Origin of the sequence: Hymenobacter siberiensis, from assembly GCF_018967865.2 — a bacterium.
GTDB lineage: Bacteria > Bacteroidota > Bacteroidia > Cytophagales > Hymenobacteraceae > Hymenobacter > Hymenobacter siberiensis.
On the sequence record NZ_JAHLZY020000001.1, the window covers coordinates 742,311 to 761,143 of the forward strand.

At 61.1% G+C, this 18,833-nt stretch carries 14 protein-coding genes and 2 pseudogenes; 14 read left to right on the top strand and 2 right to left on the bottom strand.

Features of this window, described 5'->3' with window-relative positions; translation table 11 throughout:
* Nucleotides 1–199: 199 nt before the first annotated feature.
* Complete coding sequence (locus KQ659_RS21735) at nt 200–1,159, bottom strand: T9SS type A sorting domain-containing protein (protein ID WP_216690300.1); 960 nt, start codon at nt 1,157–1,159, stop codon at nt 200–202.
* 528 nt (nt 1,160–1,687) lie between these two features.
* Between KQ659_RS21735 and KQ659_RS03175 the strand changes: the two genes are divergently transcribed.
* The 13 genes and pseudogenes from KQ659_RS03175 to KQ659_RS03225 all read left to right on the top strand — a co-directional run bounded on the left by KQ659_RS03175 (nt 1,688) and on the right by KQ659_RS03225 (nt 11,882).
* Complete coding sequence (locus KQ659_RS03175) at nt 1,688–2,836, top strand: GDSL-type esterase/lipase family protein (RefSeq protein WP_216690299.1); 1,149 nt, start codon at nt 1,688–1,690, stop codon at nt 2,834–2,836.
* A gap of 205 nt (nt 2,837–3,041) precedes the next feature.
* Nucleotides 3,042–3,212 (top strand): hypothetical protein, encoded by a 171-nt coding sequence (locus tag KQ659_RS21740; protein ID WP_317196045.1) that lies wholly within the window; start codon nt 3,042–3,044, stop codon nt 3,210–3,212.
* Nucleotides 3,213–3,505: 293 nt separating this feature from the next.
* A pseudogene (locus KQ659_RS21745) lies at nt 3,506–4,132 on the top strand (glycoside hydrolase family 88/105 protein); the annotation flags it as partial.
* Nucleotides 4,133–4,214: 82 nt separating this feature from the next.
* Nucleotides 4,215–4,976, top strand: a complete 762-nt coding sequence (locus tag KQ659_RS21750) for a hypothetical protein (RefSeq protein WP_332875089.1) — start codon at nt 4,215–4,217, stop codon at nt 4,974–4,976.
* Nucleotides 4,977–5,230: 254 nt separating this feature from the next.
* Nucleotides 5,231–6,922 (top strand): sodium/sugar symporter, encoded by a 1,692-nt coding sequence (locus tag KQ659_RS03185; RefSeq protein ID WP_216678826.1) that lies wholly within the window; start codon nt 5,231–5,233, stop codon nt 6,920–6,922.
* 428 nt (nt 6,923–7,350) lie between these two features.
* Nucleotides 7,351–7,899, top strand: a pseudogene (locus KQ659_RS03190) (MFS transporter); the annotation flags it as partial.
* Between the two features lie 44 nt (nt 7,900–7,943).
* Entirely contained in the window at nt 7,944–8,135 is a 192-nt protein-coding gene (locus KQ659_RS03195; protein WP_216678825.1) for a hypothetical protein, read from the top strand.
* A gap of 6 nt (nt 8,136–8,141) precedes the next feature.
* Nucleotides 8,142–8,288, top strand: a complete 147-nt coding sequence (locus tag KQ659_RS03200) for a hypothetical protein (protein ID WP_216678824.1) — start codon at nt 8,142–8,144, stop codon at nt 8,286–8,288.
* Nucleotides 8,289–8,427: 139 nt separating this feature from the next.
* The gene (locus KQ659_RS03205) at nt 8,428–8,814 is read left to right on the top strand and encodes a nuclear transport factor 2 family protein (protein WP_216678823.1); all 387 of its coding nucleotides are present in this window, start codon (nt 8,428–8,430) and stop codon (nt 8,812–8,814) included.
* 89 nt (nt 8,815–8,903) lie between these two features.
* A complete protein-coding gene (locus KQ659_RS03210) occupies nt 8,904–9,842 on the top strand; it encodes a class 1 fructose-bisphosphatase (RefSeq protein ID WP_216690298.1) in 939 nt (312 codons plus the stop codon).
* A gap of 3 nt (nt 9,843–9,845) precedes the next feature.
* On the top strand, nt 9,846–10,871 hold the full coding sequence (locus KQ659_RS03215) for an alpha/beta hydrolase family protein (RefSeq protein ID WP_216690297.1): 1,026 nt from the start codon (nt 9,846–9,848) through the stop codon (nt 10,869–10,871).
* A 60-nt stretch (nt 10,872–10,931) separates the two neighbouring features.
* Nucleotides 10,932–11,153, top strand: coding sequence for a hypothetical protein (locus KQ659_RS03220; RefSeq protein WP_216678821.1), 222 nt, complete (start codon nt 10,932–10,934; stop codon nt 11,151–11,153).
* A 66-nt stretch (nt 11,154–11,219) separates the two neighbouring features.
* Complete coding sequence (locus tag KQ659_RS03225) at nt 11,220–11,882, top strand: hypothetical protein (RefSeq protein WP_216690296.1); 663 nt, start codon at nt 11,220–11,222, stop codon at nt 11,880–11,882.
* Here the strand turns inward: KQ659_RS03225 and KQ659_RS03230 are convergent.
* The gene (locus KQ659_RS03230) at nt 11,879–12,910 is read right to left on the bottom strand and encodes a Gfo/Idh/MocA family protein (protein ID WP_216690295.1); all 1,032 of its coding nucleotides are present in this window, start codon (nt 12,908–12,910) and stop codon (nt 11,879–11,881) included. The two genes, KQ659_RS03225 and KQ659_RS03230, sit on opposite strands and share 4 nt — an antisense overlap.
* 329 nt (nt 12,911–13,239) lie before the next feature.
* On the opposite strand from KQ659_RS03230, the gene KQ659_RS03235 reads away from it, so the two are divergent.
* Entirely contained in the window at nt 13,240–18,786 is a 5,547-nt protein-coding gene (locus KQ659_RS03235) for a hypothetical protein (protein ID WP_216690294.1), read from the top strand.
* The last annotated feature ends 47 nt before the right edge of the window (nt 18,787–18,833 follow it).

The following is an 18,833-nucleotide window of genomic DNA, read 5'->3' on the forward strand; positions in this document are numbered from 1 at the left end:
TTGCAACGACTCCGGATTGGGGTGAACAAGCGGGAAGTGCCAACATGCCGCTTTCCTGACAGAAATTACGGCTGTTTCACTTGCGCACCGGGCGGCGGCATGCCAGCTTGCTGCGGCGCTCACTTCGATAACACCTAAAACAAAACGCGCCCCCGGCAGAGCCAGGGGCGCGTTGCAAACGGGCGAAAGCCGGAACAGGCTATTCCTTGGCAATGCGGGCGCTGCTGCGCTGGCCACCGTCGGCGTACTCTACCAGGTAGAGGCCACGGCTCAGGTTGCTCAGGTCTACGGCCGTTTCGGTGGTGCCGGGCTGGGCGCTGAAGCTGGCAACCCGGGCCCCGGTGGTGCGGAATACCGTGACGCGGGCATCGCGGCTGGCGGCGGTATGGGGCACGTTCAGGCGGTTCTGCGTGCGGTTGGGGTACACGCCCAGGTTGGTAGCCACCAGCGAGCGGGTAGCCAGGAATATGGGAACGTAAGCCTGCCGGCTCTTAAAGGTCATGTTGCTGAGCAGCACGCAGCGGCCGACGGTGTTGCTGCCCAGGGCCGTGTAGAGGCGTACCATCAGCGTCTGGCCGGCGGCCAGGGTCAGGCCCGTAGCGTTGTTGTTGAATGCAAAGAGGAAACCGTCTTTGGGGTTCAGGGAGTTGTCTTGGGGCATGTAAGCGTATGCCGTAGCGGCGCTGGGACCCGTAATGCCGGTGCCAAACGTGCCATTGTGGGCCGACGGCAAAATGCCGCCGGGGGTGACGGGTAAGCTCGTGCTGGTGCCCGGGTTGGTGGCAGGGCCTTTGGCGTAGCTGAATTCCGTCGAGTCCGTGATGAACCCGTTCAGCGGCCACAGCAGCGACAGCCGGCTGTTAGTGCTTTGGGTCGTGCGGATATTGAAGTCGTGCGAATCGACGCGTAAAGCGGCCGTAGCTGTGATGGAAAACTGCTCGTAAGCAATGCCTTTTGGCGAGCTGGCCAGCGTGCTGAAACCAGTGCCATCGGCGACTGCGCCAATAGCCTGGCCTTTGATGCAATAGGCGGGAACCAGGCCGCCGGCCGTGCCGCCATCGGAAAGCACGATGCGGTGCAGCACCGGCGCATTGGTCGTAACGCCGGTGGAGAGCACGGTGGCGTTGTCACTGCCGTTGATGGTGAGGGGATATTGCACGAAGGCTGCCGTTTGGGCGTTGGCTTTTTCGGCAAAGCCGAGGCCACCTAAGAGCAGGAATGCCGGAAGTAGATTTTTTTCATCGGGAGTATTGGAAATAGGGTGAGGTAAAGGACGAATCGGTGGAAAATGAATGGATAAAAAACCAGGGTGCGTGCCGCCGAGCGTAGCTCAGCCAGACATTACCCTCACAATGTCTGGCTTTGGTTGGCCAATGCAAAAGCTTTGCGGGACTATAGTTGCGCAATCCTTGTCGGGAACGTTCCCACCCGCGCCCGGCCGGAGCCGGGGCTTCGTTGGTCGTAGAATAAATCTCAGAATGGATTGCGATGGCTGAAACGGGATTGTTGGGGAAGACGGGCCGACGTGGCAACGTTCCCGGCAATGATTGCGCAATTAAAGGTGCCTAATCCGGCAAAAACAGGCTGTTTTCGGGGCGCGTCTGGTCTAAGACTGTTAGGGCAACCCTGCCTTTACAATCCCTTGATGGCTCCGGCCAGCGCGAGTCCCACCTTTGGTTTTCCTTCAATGAAATCAACCTTCGTAACGATACTGGCCGGCCTGGCTGCCTTCCTGACCATGGCCTGGCACCCGGCCGAAACCCCCAAAACCCAGATTTTCCTGGTCGGCGATTCCACCATGGCCGACAAGCCCGACCTCACCAAGCCCGAGCGCGGCTGGGGCATGGAATTCGGCCAGTACTTCGACGGCGGCGTGGTGATTCGCAACACCGCCGTGAACGGGCGCAGCACCAAAAGCTTCCTGCGCGAAGGCCGCTGGGCCAAGGTGCTCGAAGTCATTAAGCTCGGCGATTGGGTATTCATCCAGTTTGGCCACAACGACTCCAAAGCCGAAGACAGCACCCGCTCGGCCACGGCCCAGACGCTGTACCGCCAGCTGCTCACCAAATTTGTGCAGGAGGGCAGGGCCAAAGGGGCGAATATCCTGCTGATCAAGCCGGTAGGTCGCCGATATCTCGATAGCAATGGCAAGCGCAAGGACGACCACAGCGAGTACGCCGGCGTGGTGCGCGAGGTGGCCAAAGCCCAGAAAGTGCCGCTCATTGACCTGCACGAGAAAAGCTGGGCCCTGTACTCGGGCCTGGGCGAGGCCGGCACCCGCCCGCTGTTCTGGAGCTACCAGAACGGCTACTACCAGCCCAACCCCGTAGCCCCCGCCAAAAACGACGACACCCACTTCTCAGAGTATGGAGCCACCCGCGTGGCCCAGCTGGTAGCCGAGGATGTAGCAGCCCAAAAGTTGGCATTGGCCAGCCACCTCAGCCGCACTGTATTTGCGGGCAAGCTCACCGCCGACCTGCCCGTGGTGCTGCAAACCGCCTTTAAGAAGGACACCTTCAACCTGACCAAATACGGCGCGGTGGCCGACGGCCAGACTCTGAACACCGAGGCATTCCGCAAGGCGATTGAGGCCTGCGCCGTGGCCGGCGGCATCGTGCTGGTGCCGCGTGGCCTGTGGCTCACCGGGCCTATCAGCCTGAAAAGCAATGTGAACCTGCACCTGGCCGATGGCGCACTGGTGCAGTTTACGGCCGACCGCAGCCAGTATCCGCTCATCAAAACCACCTGGGAAGGGGAGGAGGCCATCCGCAGCCAGGCCCCGCTGTCGGGTACCGACCTCACCAACATCGCTATCACCGGCCACGGTACTTTCTAAACAACTCCAGTGGCGGCGCGGTAGCATAACGGCGCGAAAGGTCGCCTCACCCCCCCCCCCCCCCCGTCCCTCTCCGAAAAGGAGAGTGGCGCCAGCCGACATTATTTGGCTATAGGTGCACAACTCACCAGAACTCTCCCCCCTCTCCTTTTCGGAGAGGGGGCCGGGGGGGGGCGTCCGGCAGCGCCATTTGCAAATCATGACTATGAGAAAATTCCTCCTTCCCTTGCTGGCCCTCACGCTGCTGGCGGAAACCGGCTCGGCCCAGACGGCCCCTCCGCGACCGTATTCGCAGCGCATGGCCGATGCCTTCATTTCCTGGAGCCCTGACTCCATCGTTATCGGTAACCGGAAATCGGCCCGCTGGGACTATTAGCAGGGGCTGATGCTGAAGGCCCTGGAACGCGTGTGGCAGCGCACCGGCGACGGCCGCTACTTCACTTGCATTCAGAAAGATGTTGACCAGTTTGTGTAAAAGGATGGCAGCATTCGCACTTATAAGGCTGATGAATACCAGCTCGATAACATCACTACTGGCCACGCCCTGCTGCTGCTGAGCCAGTTGTCGGTGCCCGGCAACGACAAGTACATAAAGGCCGCGCAGCTGCTGCACAAGCAGCTCGAAACCCAGCCCCCCCCACCAAAGAAGGCGGCTTCTGGCACAAGAAAACCTACCCCAACCAGATGTGGCTCGACGGCCTATACATGGTCGAGCCGTTCTACGCCGAGTACAGCCGGATTTTCAACCAGCCGGCCGGGCTCGATGACGTAGCCAAGCAGTTTGCCCTGATTGAGAAGCATCTTGTGGACCCCAAAACCGGCCTGCTCTACCACGGCTACGACGAAAGCCGGGAGTAGCCCTGGGCCAGTAAAACTACCGGCCAGAGCCCCAGCTTCTGGGGCCGCGCCATGGGCTGGTACGCCATGGGCCTGGTCGACGTGCTCGATTACTTCCCCGAAAACCACCCGCAGCGGCCCCTGCTCCTCAAGGCCCTGCAACGCCTGGCCCCTGCCGTGGCCCGGTATCAGGACCCCAAAACCGGCACCTGGAGCCTCGTGATGGGCCAGGAAACCCGCAAGGGCAACTACGCCGAAGCCTCCGGCAGCAGTATGTTCGTATACGCGCTGGCCAAAGGCGTGCGGATGGGCTACCTCGACAAAAAGTGCGCCGCCGTGGCCCGCAAAGGCTACGACGGCATCCTGAAAACCTTCGTGGAAACGGGTGCCGACGGCGCACTTGCCTTCAACGGTACCGTGAGCGTGGGCGGCCTGGGCGGCAAGCCCCACCGCAATGGCTCCTTCGACTACTACCTTACCGAACCGCTGCGCAAGAACGATTTGAAGGGCGTGGGGGCCCTTCATTCTGGCCAGCACCGAGATGGAGATTGCCGCCGAAAATGCCCTCGGTCAGGGCAAAACTGTGGGCCTCGACTACTACTTCAACCACGAAACGCGCAAAAGCCCCCTCCCCGGCGAGCCCGAGCAATGGCACTACACCTGGGAAGAGCGTACGCATGGCGGCTTCTGGCTGTGGGGCCCCCAGCTCCGTGAGCTGGGGGCCAAAACGGTATCCGTGCCCGCCGCGCCCACCGCCGCCAGCCTCAAGCCCCTGAGCGTGTACATCATCGTCGACCCGGACTCGCGCAAGGAGTCGCCCAAGCCCAACTACATCCAGCCCGCCGACAGCAAGGTTATCACTGAGTGGGTGCGCGGCGGCGGCACCCTCGTGCTGCTGGCCAACGACACGGCCAACTGCGAAACCAAATACTTCAACGAGTTGACCAAAAACTTCGGCGTGCAGTTCACCAATCAGAGCGTGAACATGGTGCAGGGCTCCCAGTTCGAGCAGGGCAAAGTGGATTTGACCTCCGGTAGTGTGGTTTTCAAAAATGCCAAAACTGCTTATGTGAAGGAGCTGGCAGTGCTGTCGGCCCGGCCGCCGGCCCGGCCGCCGGCCCGGCCGCTGGTCGTCAATAACGATAAAATTATCATGACCACGGCCCGCCTGGGCAAGGGCAAAGTCTTCATCCTCGGCGACCCGTGGCTGTACAACGAATACACCGACGGCCGCAAAATCCCGGCTTCGTTCGAGGATTTTCAGGCCGGTAAGGATTTGGCTGCCTGGCTGCTAGGCAAGTAAATCGAAGAAGTAATGCGCCGACCAAAGCTGGCCGGGAATTTCCCGGCTGGCTTTGTTTTGGACGGTGAAGGCTGGTGAGCACTCACTAGCCAGGTAATTATCGGTAACGGTTTCGAAAACGATTGCGCAATTAAAGCAAAGATTTTCCTTTCAGAAGCGGTTTTTTTGCCGGAACATTACTTTACCATAGCCTCGCCACACTGCGCCCGCCGGTGCGGGCAGTCGCGTTGCTCTAAATTCCCATTCTTCGTTCAATGAACCAGCTCGCTACGATTGATTACATCGTTTTCTTCGTCTACTTCATCATCGTATCCAGCTACGGCATCTGGATTTATCGGCGCAAAACCGGCCACGACGGCACCATCGAAGGCGATTCCAAAGACTATTTCCTCGCCGAAGGCTCCCTGACGTGGTGGGCCATCGGCTCCTCGCTCATCGCCTCCAACATCTCGGCCGAGCAGTTTGTGGGCATGTCGGGCTCGGGCTTTAAGATGGGCCTGGCCATTGCCACCTACGAGTGGATGGCCGCCATTACGCTGGTCGTGGTAGCCGTGTTCTTCATCCCGGTGTATCTGAAGAACAACATTGCCACCATGCCGCAGTTCCTGAGCCAGCGCTACAACGGCACGGTGGCCATGATTATGGCCCTGTTCTGGCTGGCGCTTTACATCGTGGTCAACCTGACCTCCATTCTCTACCTCGGGGCCATTGCCATCAGCAGCATCGCGGGCCTCAACCTCACGTTCTGTATGTACATGCTGGCCGGTTTCGCGGTCATCATCACCCTCGGCGGCATGAAGGTGATTGGCTTCACCGACGTTATTCAGGTATTCTTCCTGATTCTCGGCGGCTTGGCTACCACCTACCTGGCCCTGAACCTGGTAGCTGAGCACTACGGCTCTTCGGGCGTCCTCAACGGCTTCAGCCTGATGACGGAGCACGCCAGCGACCACTTCCAGATGATTTTCAAGCGCGACAACGAAAACTACATGGACCTGCCGGGCCTCACGGTGCTGCTCGGCGGCATGTGGATTGTGAACCTGAACTACTGGGGTTGCAACCAATACATCACCCAGCGCGCCCTGGGGGCCGATTTGCCCACGGCCCGCGCCGGTATCCTGTTCGCCGCCTTCCTCAAGCTGCTGATGCCCGTGATTGTGGTGCTGCCCGGCATCGCGGCCTACGTGCTGTATAAGCAGGACATCTTTGGTGAGTTCGGCAAGGCCATGGTCTCGGGCGGCGAGCTGAACCCCGACCGCGCCTACCCGGTGCTGCTCAACATCCTGCCCGTGGGCCTCAAGGGTCTGTCCTTCGCCGCCCTCACGGCCGCCGTGGTGGCCTCGCTGGCCGGCAAAGCCAACTCCATTGCCACCATCTTCACGCTCGACGTTTACAAGAAAGTCATCAACCCCAGCGCCTCCGAAAAGACGCTGGTGAGCACCGGCAAAATTGCCGTAGTCGTGGCCATGATTCTGGGCGTGCTCATCGCGCCGCACCTGGGCATCGACAAAAAAGGCGGTTTCCAGTACATTCAGGAGTACACAGGCTTTGTGTCGCCGGGCATTTTTGCCATGTTCATCCTGGGCTTCTTCTGGAAGAAAACCACGTCGAGCGCGGCGCTGTTTGCCACCATCGGCGGCTTCCTGCTCTCGATTCTGCTCAAGTTCCTGCCCGGCATCGTGAACCTGTCGTTCCTTTCGCCCTTCGGCTTCTCCATCAAAAATGCCGCCGGCGTCTACGAAATTCCCTTCCTCGACCGGATGGGTTTCGTGTTCGTTTTCTGTGTGATTGGGATGATTATTATCAGCCTGTATGAGAAGAGCCGCGGCGTGAAAACCAACGGTCTGGAAATCGACAGCAGCATGTTTAAGCCGCAGCCCAGCTTTGCCATTGGCACGGCCGTTATCCTGGTCATCATCACTGCCTTGTACACCATTTACTGGTAGGGCCGGGCTTGCGTGAAACAGCGCATGAAATAAGCATCCCGTTTGAATAGCGGGTGCTGCTGAGCCTGGCCCTGCCGGCCGCCGCCCTGTCAACCCTCTTGCGGGAGTGGGGGCCGAACGTGGCGCCGTAGGCCCATTTGCGCAATTGCCAATCGGAAGCCCCGGGAGCCCGTCGTTTTGAAACGACGGGCTCCCGGGGCTTTTTACGGGCCTTTAACGGAGGGAATCTGTGAAATCCGGGGGCCGTGTCGGTGATGGGTTGGGAATCGGTTGTATTGGTAAAGTTTAATAATTGGTCTTGTTGCAGTCGGCTGGGTAAGCCGGGTATGCTTTGTTGAAATTTTAGTGCCTGAGGCATATTTGGTGCCGGGTTTGGATGGAAGAGGGGCACATGGCATCGTTCCAGGCAACGATTGCGCAAAAAAATATTGTTCAACTCTTGCTTTTGGCTGAGGCTTCACCAAATCTTTAAGAAGCAGGACCGGTCCCAACTACTTTTTCGGGCCTGTCGGCCCTTCTTCATCGCCGAAAGCATTGGCTGGCAATGGGCTTTCATTATCACGGGTGCGCTGGGCTTTATCTGGCTGGTGCTCTGGATAGTGTATTACGAAACGCCCGCTAAGCACGCCCGCCTGAGCAAGGCTGAGTTTGATTACATCAACGCCGATATTCCTGCTGGCCTGCCCGCCGAGGGCGTGACAGAGGAAAAGCCCAAAGCCTCGTGGGGCAAGCTGCTGAGCTTTCGCCAAACCTGGGCCTTCGTGATTGGCAAGTTCCTCCCCGACCCCATCTGGTGGTTCTACCTGTTTTGGTTGCCCGATTTTCTGGGCAAGCAGTACTACCTCAAGGGCACGGCCATTGCCCTGTCGGTAGCGGCGGTGTATGTGCTGTCGAGCATCGGCAGCGTGGGCGGCGGCTACCTGCCGCTGGGCTTTATGAAGCGGGGCATGCCCGCGTTCAAGGCCCGCAAAACGGCGATGCTGCTTATTGCCTGCTGCGTGTTCCCGATTGTGTTTGCGCAGTGGCTGGGGGCATCAACATGTGGCTGGCGGTGCTGGTCATCGGCATTGCAGCGGCGGCGCATCAGGCCTGGAGCGCCAATATCTTCACCACCGTATCGGACATGTTTCCGAAGCGGGCGGTGGGCTCGGTCACGGGCATTGGCGGTATGGCGGGCGGTCTGGGCGGTATTGCCCTCACGGCGCTGGTGTAAAAACGCATGTTTGTGCACTTCGAAAGCATCGGCCAAATCGATAAGGCATACTACATCATGTTCTTCATCTGCGGCGCGGCTTATCTGCTGGCCTGGGTGCTGATGTTCACGCTGGTGCCGCGCATGGAGCCCATCAAGCTCGACGACGAATAACCATTGGGTACGACCCCGTCCCTACACCATTCCTGACTCTAAGAATATGAAAACGAGGCCGTTACTGCTGGCGTTACTGCTGGCGCTATTGCTGGTTTTGCCCTTACTTGTCTTCGCTCAGGTCCCCAAATCCAGGAAAATGACTGCCGAAAAAGAAGTGGAAGCCCTCGAACGCCAGCGCTTTGAGGCGCAGGTGAAAAAGAACTACGCCGTGCTCGAAAAAGTGCTGGGCAATGACCTGGTCTACATCCACGGCGACGGCTACGAAAACACCAAAGCCGAATACATTCAGAGCATCCGCGACGGCAAAAGCCAGTACGGCAGCATCGAAATTGATGCCCTGAACGTGCGCTCCTACAACGACGACAAGACGGCCGTGGTGAACGGCACCATCCGAATCACCTCGCCGCCCAAGCTCGATGGTAGTACCAGCGTAGCCCGTATCAAGTACGTGGTGGTGCAGATAAAGGACAAGAAAAAAGGCTGGCAGGTAGTGCTGTGGCAAGCTCAGAAACAAGCCTCGTAGAACACGGCTCTTCCCTGACCGTCATGCTTCGACTGCGCGGACGCAAGATGAAGCACGACGGTCTAACCAACTGTAATACCATCCACCCCATGTCCCAGACCACTACCGAAAATGCCCTGGCCACGCCCGTTGGCATTACCCTGGAGCGCTACATCATGCGCATGCAGGCCGAGTTCCCCTACGCCACCGGCGAGCTGAGCCAGCTGCTGCACGATATTACCCTGGCCGGTAAAATCGTGAACCGCGCCGGTCTTTTGCGCATTACCGGGGCCATGGGCGAGCAGAACGTGCAGGGCGAAGCCCAGCAGAAGCTCGACGTGGAAGCCAACATCCGCTTCATCCGGGCCCTCACCAACGGCGGCGAAGCCTGCGCGGTGCTCTCGGAGGAGAACGAGGAAATTATCCAGACCGGCAACGACAACGGCAAGTACGTGGTGGCCATCGACCCGCTCGACGGCTCGTCCAATATTGACGTAAACGTGAGCATCGGCACCATTTTCGGCATTTATCGCCGGGTGTCGCGCATTGGCGGCCCGGCCCGCAAGGAGGACTTTTTGCAGGGTGGCCGGGCGCAGATTGCGGCCGGCTACATCCTGTACGGCTCCAGCACCATGCTGGTGAACACCACCGGCCACGGCGTAACGGGCTTCACCTACGAAAACGCGTTGGGCGAATTCTTCCTCTCGCACCCTGATATCAAGATTCCGCAGCACGGGCCGGTGTTCAGTTGCAACGAGGGTAACTGGTTCGACTACCCCGAGTTCGTGCGGACCTACCTCACCACCTGCAAGAAGCGCCGCCTCACGGCCCGCTACGTGGGTTCGCTGGTGGCCGACTACCACCGCAACCTCTTCACGGGCGGCATCTACTTCTACCCGCCCACGGTGGACAAGTCCGGCGGCATGGCCGTGACCGGGGCCGATGTAGTGCTCGACGTGCCGCCCACCGCCGACCTGCACCAGCGCGCCCCGCTCTTCGTGGGCTCCGCCGATTTGGTGAAGGAGCTACAGGCGGTAGCGGCCGCCTAGCGCATGGCGACGCGGGCAAGAATCGGCCTGTTGGTCTGGCTGGCGCTGCTGATAGGGCGCTCGGGCCAGGCCCAGCAGCCCGGCCCCAACGTGCTGGACTGGAAAGCTCCTACTACTCTCAACACCTATCTGCTTCAGCAGCTGCATGCGCAGTACGCGCCCCGCGCGGCGGAGCTGGACCGTGCCGTGCAGTCGGCGGCCAGCGCGCTGGCTTACCGCGACAGCGTGCGGGCCCGCTTCCGGCGAGTGCTGGGGCCGTTGCCGGCCCGCACGCCGCTGCGGGCACAGGTGACGGGCCGGTTGCAGCGGTCGGGCTTTCAGATTGAGAAAATCATCTACGAAAGCACGCCGCACCACCACGTCACGGCCAATCTGTACGTGCCAGCCGGCAAGGGGAAGAAGCCCGGCGTACTGCTCTTCTGCGGGCACGAGCAGGAGTCAAAAGCCACGGTTTCGTACCAGAAAACGGCGATTTTACTCGCGCAGCACGGGTTTGAGGCGCTGGTGATTGACCCCATCTCACAGGGCGAGCGGATGCAGCTGACCGATGTGGCCGGCAAGCCCCTTGCCCGGGGCGGCACCACCAAGCATACCCTGCTGAACGCCGATGCCACCTTGCTGGGCCAGACCACGCCCGGCGAAGAGTTCTGGGACAACGCCCGCCGCCTCGACTACCTGTTCACGCGCCCCGAAGTGGATACCGCCCGGCGGCGCTGCCTCGGTAATTCCGGCGGCGCTACCCAAACGGCCTATTTCATGGCCCTGGAGCCGCGTATGAAGGTAGCCGCGCTATGCCGCTACGTGGCTAGCGGCGAGAAAAACCTGGAGCTGACCGGTCCCGCCGACGGCTGCGTGCAACTACTCGGGGCCGGCCGCGACCGTCTCGATATCGCCGACTGGCCCATCATGTTCGCGCCCAAGCCACTACTTATACTGGCCGGCCGCTACGATTTCGTGGATTACACCCAAATCGAAGCCGCCATGGCCGAAACCCGCCGCATCTACCGCGCCTTGGGCAAGCCCGGGTAGCTCGATTTATTCACGTATGATGACGGCCACGGCATTTCGCAGCCCAAGCGGGAGGCGGCGGTGGCGTGGTTTCGGCGTTGGTTTTATGGTGATGCCGCGCCGGTGCGGGAAGGGAATCTGCCTGTTTCAACTACCAAAGAGCTGCAATGCACGTCCATTGGCCAGGTTAATACCGCTTTTTGGGACGAGGCCACGCTGAGCAGGCAGAATTTTGCCGAAGCCCAACGGCTGGCCGCCCGCCGCCCGGTCACTCCCGCCGAAATCCTGGCGACGGTGCAATAGCAGCAGCGTAGTTATGCATCAGCAATAACCAGCGATAACCTGCCCACACGGGTAGAAATTCAGCCATTGGATACCGTGTGCCGCGCCGGCCTAACCCTGCAAAAGTTTGTGCTGCGCCTGCCGGGCGAGCCCCCGCTACCGCTTCTGCTGGCGCTGCCCACTGGCCCGGTGCGGCCCGGCAAGGTCGTCATCTGGCTGGCCGATGGGGGCAAGGCGACCGTGCTCGACAGCAGCATGACCCAGGTGCAGGCCTACCTTAATCAAGGCACAGCAGTGCTTCTGGCCGACCTGCTCGGCCTGGGCGAAACCGCCGACCCCACCGCCGCCATCGACCCCAAATACTACAACCGCAAATACCACAACAACATGATGGATAAGTACTTAGGCCGCAAGCTGCCCATCCAGCGCCTGTCTGATATCGACATCCTACACGTATTCGTGCGCTGCGTCGACCCGCTGGCGGGTGCGCCCGTGGAGCTCCGTTCCAGCGGCCGGGCCGTGGTGCCGGCCCTGCACGCGGCCGCCCTCTGGGCGGATATCATGCGCCTGACGGTGGACCAAATACCCCCAACGTACCAGCAGCTTCTGGCGCAGCCGACGACCAAAAACGTGTACTCGGAAGTGCTGCCCGGTGTGCTGCGGCACTATGATTTGCCAGCTTTGCAGCGGGCGTTGGGCGATAAGCTGATGGTAGGCAAAACCCCGGAGAGAGCAATGATGCGTCGCTAAAGCACCGCCGGCTGCTCCAGCAGCTCATTCTGCCACAGCAGCTGCTCGTCGCGGATGGGGTAGGGCTCGTTGTGGCGAATGGTTTGGAACACGGTTTCGAACAGGCCCAGGTAGTTGCCGGGGGCGGCCGGGTCGAGCGTGGTGCCGAGGGTACCATTGGGCGCGGCCAGGGTGAGGCGGCCTTCCTGGCCGGGCTTTTCGTGGCCGTAGTCGGGGGCCTGGGGCGACAGCCCTTGCAGTAATTGGGCTTCCTGGCCATCGGTGCGGTCTTTCTGGTAACTGCCCTGGGTGCCGTGCAGCACGTAGGCCGGCACGGGGTCAGCGATGAGCAGGCTCGAGCTCACCCATACATGCAGGCCGGCCGGGTAGCGCAGGTGCAGCGAGAAAAAATCGTCGACCTGGGTGCCGGAGCGGTAGCTGCCCAGGGTTTTGTGCGCGCTCAGGGGCTGGCCAAACAGGCTCAGGGCTTGGTCAATGATGTGCGGGCCGAGGTCGTAGAGCAGGCCCGCGCCGGGGCCGGGCTCCTCCTTGAATTTCTTGAAATGCAGCGCCGGCTTGTACCGGTCGTAGCGAATGTGGACTTCGAATAGTTGGCCCAGCTGGCCGCTTTCCACTACGCGCCGCACGGCCCGAAAGTCGCTGTCCCAGCGGCGGTTTTGGTAGGCCAGTAGGTGGCGGCCCTGCTGTTGGGCCAGGGTCAATAACTCCTGGAGTTGCGCTACGGACGTGGCCACGGGCTTTTCGAGTAGAACGTGCTTGCCGGCGCGTAGGGCCTGGCTGGCCAGGTCGAAGTGGGTGTTGCTGGGCGTGTTCACCACTACCAGCTCAATACTGGGGTCGGCCAGCACGTCGGCTACGCTGGGGTAGCTGCGGATGTCGGGATAGTCCAGGTGCATGCGCTGCTCGGTGCGCTCGGCCACGCCGTACAGCTCGAAGCCGGGATGAGCGGCCAGAAAGGGCGCCTGAAAAAGCTTGCCCGACATGCCATAGGCCAGCAAAGCGGTGCGAATAGGGGGGGGGGGGGTCATGCGTCAAATGTAAAGCCCGGCCGGGTTTGTGGTCGAGGGCAGGGAAAAGGATGCTGCTGAGAAAAAAAGTAATAATCAAAAGGCAAAGCACTTTAAGCCCGACTGTTGGCGAATTGCTTTTTTGATTGTGCCTAACTTGTACCGGGTTTTTATGCGCCGCACCGGGCACTATCCTTCGGGTCCGGCGTTTGCGTTGGAAAAACCACTCGTTGGGTTGAGCGGGCGGCTGGGCGGGCCACCGCATGCCGGGGCGACGCCGGGCGATACTGCTCGCTCGCCGCCGCCCAAAGCCGGACCAACGAATGAGTGTTCCTGAACTAACAGACTTTATGAAGCAAGCAATTGGTGTTTTTATCGTGTGGCTGGGGCTGTGGCTGGGTTTTGCCGCGCCTGCGCTGGCACAAACCAAGCCGGCCGCGCCGGCTGGCACGGCCCCGGCAGCCGCCCCGCGCTACCAGGTAGGCAAGCTTTCGACCGACCCCGCCCAGTACATCAACGACGTGCAGGGCATGATGGCCAGCACCAATAACGCCGTGGCCCGTGTGACGGCCGCCCGCCTGAAAGAACTGTGGGCCTCCAATACCCTCACCAGCTCGCAGCAGTCGCGCATTGTGGCGCTGTCGCAAACCATGCTGGCCAAGAAATTTAAGCCCCGGCCGCACTTCGAAATGCTGTTTGGCAACATCGTAACCGGTAAAATTCTGGCCAAGCTCAGCGACCAGCAGATGGACCAGTACCTCGACGTGCTGACCCAGACCCTGGAGAAGGAAGCGCCGCAGGAAACCGAGAAATTTCTCGTCAGCACCAACCGGTTTTTCAACGGCGGCTACCTCTACCGCTCGGGCTACAACACGCTGCGCGCCGTGGGCGGCACCGTTTCGTTCGCCTACTCGCCCATCGCCGCACCGGAGTCGAACCTGGAATTTGGGGCACCCACGCCCGCTCCCAAAGAAGCGCCGCTGCCCGCCGCCAAACCCGTAGCCAAAAAGCCGGCCGCTAAGCCCGTGGCCAAAGCCGCCGCCAAACCCGCGCCCAAGAAAAAGTCCAGCAGCGGCTGGGACTCGGCCGATATGTGGTCGTCGCCCTCGGGCGGGGGCTGGGGCGATGACGATGGCTGGGGCGCGCCCGTGAAAAAAGCGCCCGCAAAAAAAGCCACTGCCGCTGCCAAACCGGCCACCAAAGCCACGGCCGCCAAACCGGCCGCCGCCAAGCCGGCTTCTTCCGATTTTGATGCGCCGGCCCCTTCGTTCACGCCCTCGGCCGTGTACAATGCCTACTCGCCACCGCCCACCCGGGGCGCGGTGATTGTGGTGAAGGATGCCGACCTGTTTATGGCCACCGGCGGCGATTCGGTGTTTGTGAAGAAGGTGAGCGGCACGGCCGTGCCCGGCACCAACCGGTTTGTTGCCACGAGCGGGCAGCTGGTGTGGTCCATCAAAACCAATCTGGTAACGGCCGAGCTGGCGGGCTTCGACTTCGACATGACCAAGCCCGAGTTTACGGCCCAGCCCGTGACGCTGAGCTACCCGGCCGTGCTGGAAGCGCCCGTGAAAGGTGCCCTCAGCTACAAGAGCGTGCGGCGCAGGCCCGGCGCCCCCGATACTGGCTACCCGCGCTTCATCTCGCTCACCAACGATGCCCGCATCAAGAACCTGGGCGACAACATTCAGTACCGGGGCGGTATCTCGATGGCCGGCGGCCGGATTCTCAGCGCGGCCCTCGATGGGTCGCTGGCCAACCTCATGGTGAGCCTCGACGGCAAGCCCAAGTTCAAGGCAACCTCGCGCGCTTACGTGCTCGGCGACTCGGTGATTACGGCCAGCCGGGCCGCCGTTACCATTTACGAAGGCACCAAGGACTCGCTGACGCACCCCGGTACGCAGCTCAAATACTCGAAAAATAAGCAGCAGCTGAAGCTCTCGCGCGAGGAAGGCCTGTATAAGAACACGCCCTACAGCGACTCCTACCACCAGATGGACATCCGCACGGAGGCCCTGACCTGGAACCTGCGCCAGCCCCTCATCGACTTCGCCGTGCTGTCGTCGAAAAACCAGAGCTCGGCCGATTTCGAGAGCAAGGAGTTCTTCACCAACAACCGCTACCAGCAGCTCAAAAGCATCAACCGGCTGCACCCGCTGCAAATGCTGGTGGGCTACAGCCAGGCCCACGGCGATGCGAAAACCATCAATGTGAGCGAGTTGGCCGAGAACCTGAAAACCTCGGTGCCCAATATGCGCTCCGACATGGCCGGCCTGGCCCGCGATGGCTACGTGGTCTGGAACCCCCAGACTGGCGACGTAACCATTCTGCCCAAGGGCGCACACTACGTGGCCTCGGCCCGCGATAAAAAGGACTACGACCACATCGCCATTAAGTCCTTGTCGGGCTCGGGCCGCAACGCTACGCTCAACCTGAACACCAACGAGCTGCTGGTGCGCGGCGTGGACCGCTTCAACTTTTCCGACGATTCGGCCACGGTGTACGTGAAGCCGGACAGCGCCATTATCCGCATTGGCAAGAATCGGAACATCAATTTCCGGGGCGCGGTGGTGGCTTCGGCCATGCGCTTTAAGGGCCGCGATTTCAATTTCGATTACGACGGCTTCTACATTGACATGGCCAAGATTGACTCCATCGTCATTCGCAGCGAAACCAAGAATGCCAAGGGCAAATCCACCGGCAAGCACGCCGACTTTGCCCTCACCAACAAGGGCAGCACCTCGACCGGCCGCCTGTTCCTCAACGACCCTACCAATAAATCGGGGCGCAAGAAAAAGGGCCAATACCCGGCTTTCGACACCAAGAGCGGGGCCAACGTGTACTTCGGCAAGCAGGATGTGCTGGGCGGCGTGTACGACTCCACGCTGGTGTTCGACATTCCGCCCTTCCGGCTCGACTCGCTCAACGGCATTGGCAAATCGAGCGCGGGCTTTACGGGTACGTTCCGCAGCGGTGGCATTTTGCCCGACCTCAAAACCAAGCTCACGGTGCAGGAAGACGGCTCGCTGGGCTTTGTTTATGATGTGCCGAAGGACGGATTTCCGCTCTACAAGGGCAAGGGCCGGGTGTTCAGCAAGGTGAAGATGAACGGCCGGGGCCTGCAGGCCGATGGCAGCATCACGTACCAGTCGGGCACCTTCACTTCCGACGCCTTCGTCTTGTACCGCGACTCGGTGGTATCCGTGGGCCGTACGGGCGTTATCGCGGCCCGCACCGAGGGCGCCGTCGATATTCCGCGCATCAGCATGCCGCCCAACTACCTCATGCACTGGAATGTGAAGCAGGACTCGATGTTCCTGGCCACGCCGGCCGGCGGCGGCACGGCCCGCCTCTACGCCAACGCCGACCGCAAGGCTAAGACCGTGGCCAGCTACAACTTCACGGGCACGGCGCTGCTCACGCCCAAAGGCACCGGCGGCGACGGCCGCCTCGACGGCCCGCAGTCGCTCATCAAGTCGCACGATTTTACCTTTAACTCCGACCATTACTCCGGCAGTCATGCCACGCTGAGCGTGAAATCGGCCGAATCCAACAAGCCCGCCCTCACCGCCAACGACGTGGCCTTCGAGTACAACCTGAAGAAGGGCACGGCCGACTTTACCCGCGAGAAGGATAGCAAGGCCAGCGTCGAGCTGCCGTACTCCACGTTCGGCACCACGCTCAGCAAAGGGCACTGGGACTTCAAGAAAAAGCAGGTGCAGCTGCGCATGGCCCAGGGAGCTGATTCCACCAAGTCGTTCTTCTACTCGACCAATCCCACGCAGTACGGCCTGAAATTTAAGGCTACCAGCGGCCTCTACGACCTGGCCAAGTACCAGATGCAGGTGAGTGGCGTGCCCCACATTGCCGCCGCCGATGCTTGGATTATCCCCGACTCGGGCCGCGTGAACGTTGGGGTGAATGGCAAAATTCAGCGCCTCAAAAACTCCGTGGTGCTGCTCGACTCGCTGGCCAAGCTTCACCGCCTCACCAAGGGCAGCATTGAAGTGGTGTCGAAGGCGGCCTTCACCGGTAGCGCTGACTACGTGGTTAAAACCGCCAACGACTCGGTGTCGCTGCGCTTCAACAACTTTGAGCCCGAACCGGCCTTCCTGATGGCCAGTACCGACGTGAGCGGCAGTGGCGGTATCAACCCTTTCCGCCGCACCAAAACGGCCAGCGGAGCCTTCGAAAGCACCGCGCAGGGCCCCGCCACCGTGGCCACGGCCGCCGTGAACGTGAGCAACAAGGTGCAGCTACTGCACCGCATCGGCTACCGGGGCAACGTGCAGCTGAACTCCCGGCGGCGCGGCTTCGCCTTCACTGGGGAAGCGCAGCTGCAGTTCGGCAACGACCACTCCAACTCCTCCTGGGTGGCGCTGAAGGACTCCATCGACCCGAAAAACGTCCGCATCAACCTCCGCGACCTGAAGGCCCCCGACAATACCCCACTTGTTATCGGCCTGTTCCGGGCCGACCAGAGCGGCAAGCTCTACCCGCTCTATGGTGCCCTCGCGCCCCCGCCCGAAGATCTGACCATGCTGAAGGTGGACGGCGAATTACGCTATGATGCAAAAAAGGCCACTTACACCATCTCGCGCAGCGACCCCAGCGACATAAATGCCTACGAGGGCGCGGCCCTCACCTACATCGACTCTACCAACCGCATCACCTTTCGCGGGCCGCTGTCCTTCATCGCCCCCAGCAAAGACTACAAGATGATTGCCAGCGGCGTGGGCGCGGCCAACCCCGACAGCGCCCGCTACGCCGTGGATGCCTTGCTGGGCATCGACTTCACCATGCCCCCCAAGTCCATCGATGTGATGGGGAGCGAGATGGCTAAAATTACCAAAAACGGCCCCGAGGCCCAGACCGGCTCTACCAATGAGCTCTACAAGCTGGCCCAGTTCATTGGCGACAAGGCCACGCAGAGCTACGCCGCGCGCAGCGGGGCCGCCGGGTCAATCGCGCAGCTTTCGCCCAAGCTCACGGGCCACACCCTGCTGCTGAGCCAGGTAAACCTGCGCTGGAACGAGAAGCGGCACGCCTGGTACTCGGTGGGCCCGATTGGCGTGGCCGGCGTGGGCAAGCAGCCGCTCAACGCCCTGGTGACGGGCAGCATCGAGATTCGTCGCGAAGACGGGAATGAAATGGTGGAGATTTACCTCGAAGCCGAGCCGCAAAGCTGGTACTACTTCAAGTACGCCAATAACCTGATGCTCACAACTTCGTCCAGCGATAACTTCAACTACGAAATCAGCAGCAAGGCCAAGTACGACTACGAAACGGCCACCAGCTACGGGGTGTTTCTGGGGGCGCTGACCGACGTGGATGCCTTCCGCACGCACTTCCAGAAGGACTATCTGGGCAAAACCGGCAAGCAGATTACCCGGACCGTGGCCCCCACGGGCATGGCTGACCCCGCCGAGGCCCCCGATGGCAAAAAGAAGAAAAAGGGCAAGGCCGATGACGCCTTCGGCACCGACCCCAACGCCAACCCCGGCACCGCCGAGGCCGCCCCCGAGCCGACTTCCAAAAAGAAGAAAAAAGCCAAAGCCAACGACCCCTTCGGCGATGGCGTGCTGGACGACCCCGCTCCGGCCCCGGCTCCGGCCAAAAAGGAAAAGGCGAAGGACAAAGCCGCCGATGCTCCCGCAGCTGCCACTCCGGCCGTGGTCGCTCCGGCTACTGCTGTTCCGGCTGCTACTACGCCCGCTGCTGCCACCCCCGCCGCTCCCGACTCCGCCGATGCTAAGAAGGAAGCCGACCGCCAGGCCAAGGAAGCCGAAAAGCTGAAAAAGGAAGAGGAGAAGGCGAAAAAAGACGAGGAGAAAAAGAAGAAGGAGGAAGAGAAACAGAAAAAGAAAAAAGGGGATGACCCCTTCGGCGACAGCTAGCATGTAGTGCGAAGCGGTGCTTCGCGCCCCCGCACGGGCAGCAATGC

Excerpts from the sequence above, each read along its gene's own strand:
- KQ659_RS03175 (WP_216690299.1), top strand. The coding sequence starts at position 1,688 with ATGAAATCAACCTTCGTAACGATACTGGCCGGCCTGGCTGCCTTCCTG.
- KQ659_RS21740 (WP_317196045.1), top strand. The coding sequence starts at position 3,042 with ATGAGAAAATTCCTCCTTCCCTTGCTGGCCCTCACGCTGCTGGCGGAA.
- KQ659_RS21750 (WP_332875089.1), top strand. The coding sequence starts at position 4,215 with ATGGAGATTGCCGCCGAAAATGCCCTCGGTCAGGGCAAAACTGTGGGC.
- KQ659_RS03185 (WP_216678826.1), top strand. The coding sequence starts at position 5,231 with ATGAACCAGCTCGCTACGATTGATTACATCGTTTTCTTCGTCTACTTC.
- KQ659_RS03200 (WP_216678824.1), top strand. The coding sequence starts at position 8,142 with ATGTTTGTGCACTTCGAAAGCATCGGCCAAATCGATAAGGCATACTAC.
- KQ659_RS03205 (WP_216678823.1), top strand. The coding sequence starts at position 8,428 with ATGACTGCCGAAAAAGAAGTGGAAGCCCTCGAACGCCAGCGCTTTGAG.
- KQ659_RS03210 (WP_216690298.1), top strand. The coding sequence starts at position 8,904 with ATGTCCCAGACCACTACCGAAAATGCCCTGGCCACGCCCGTTGGCATT.
- KQ659_RS03215 (WP_216690297.1), top strand. The coding sequence starts at position 9,846 with ATGGCGACGCGGGCAAGAATCGGCCTGTTGGTCTGGCTGGCGCTGCTG.
- KQ659_RS03230 (WP_216690295.1), bottom strand. The coding sequence starts at position 12,910 with ATGACCCCCCCCCCCCCTATTCGCACCGCTTTGCTGGCCTATGGCATG.
- KQ659_RS03235 (WP_216690294.1), top strand. The coding sequence starts at position 13,240 with ATGAAGCAAGCAATTGGTGTTTTTATCGTGTGGCTGGGGCTGTGGCTG.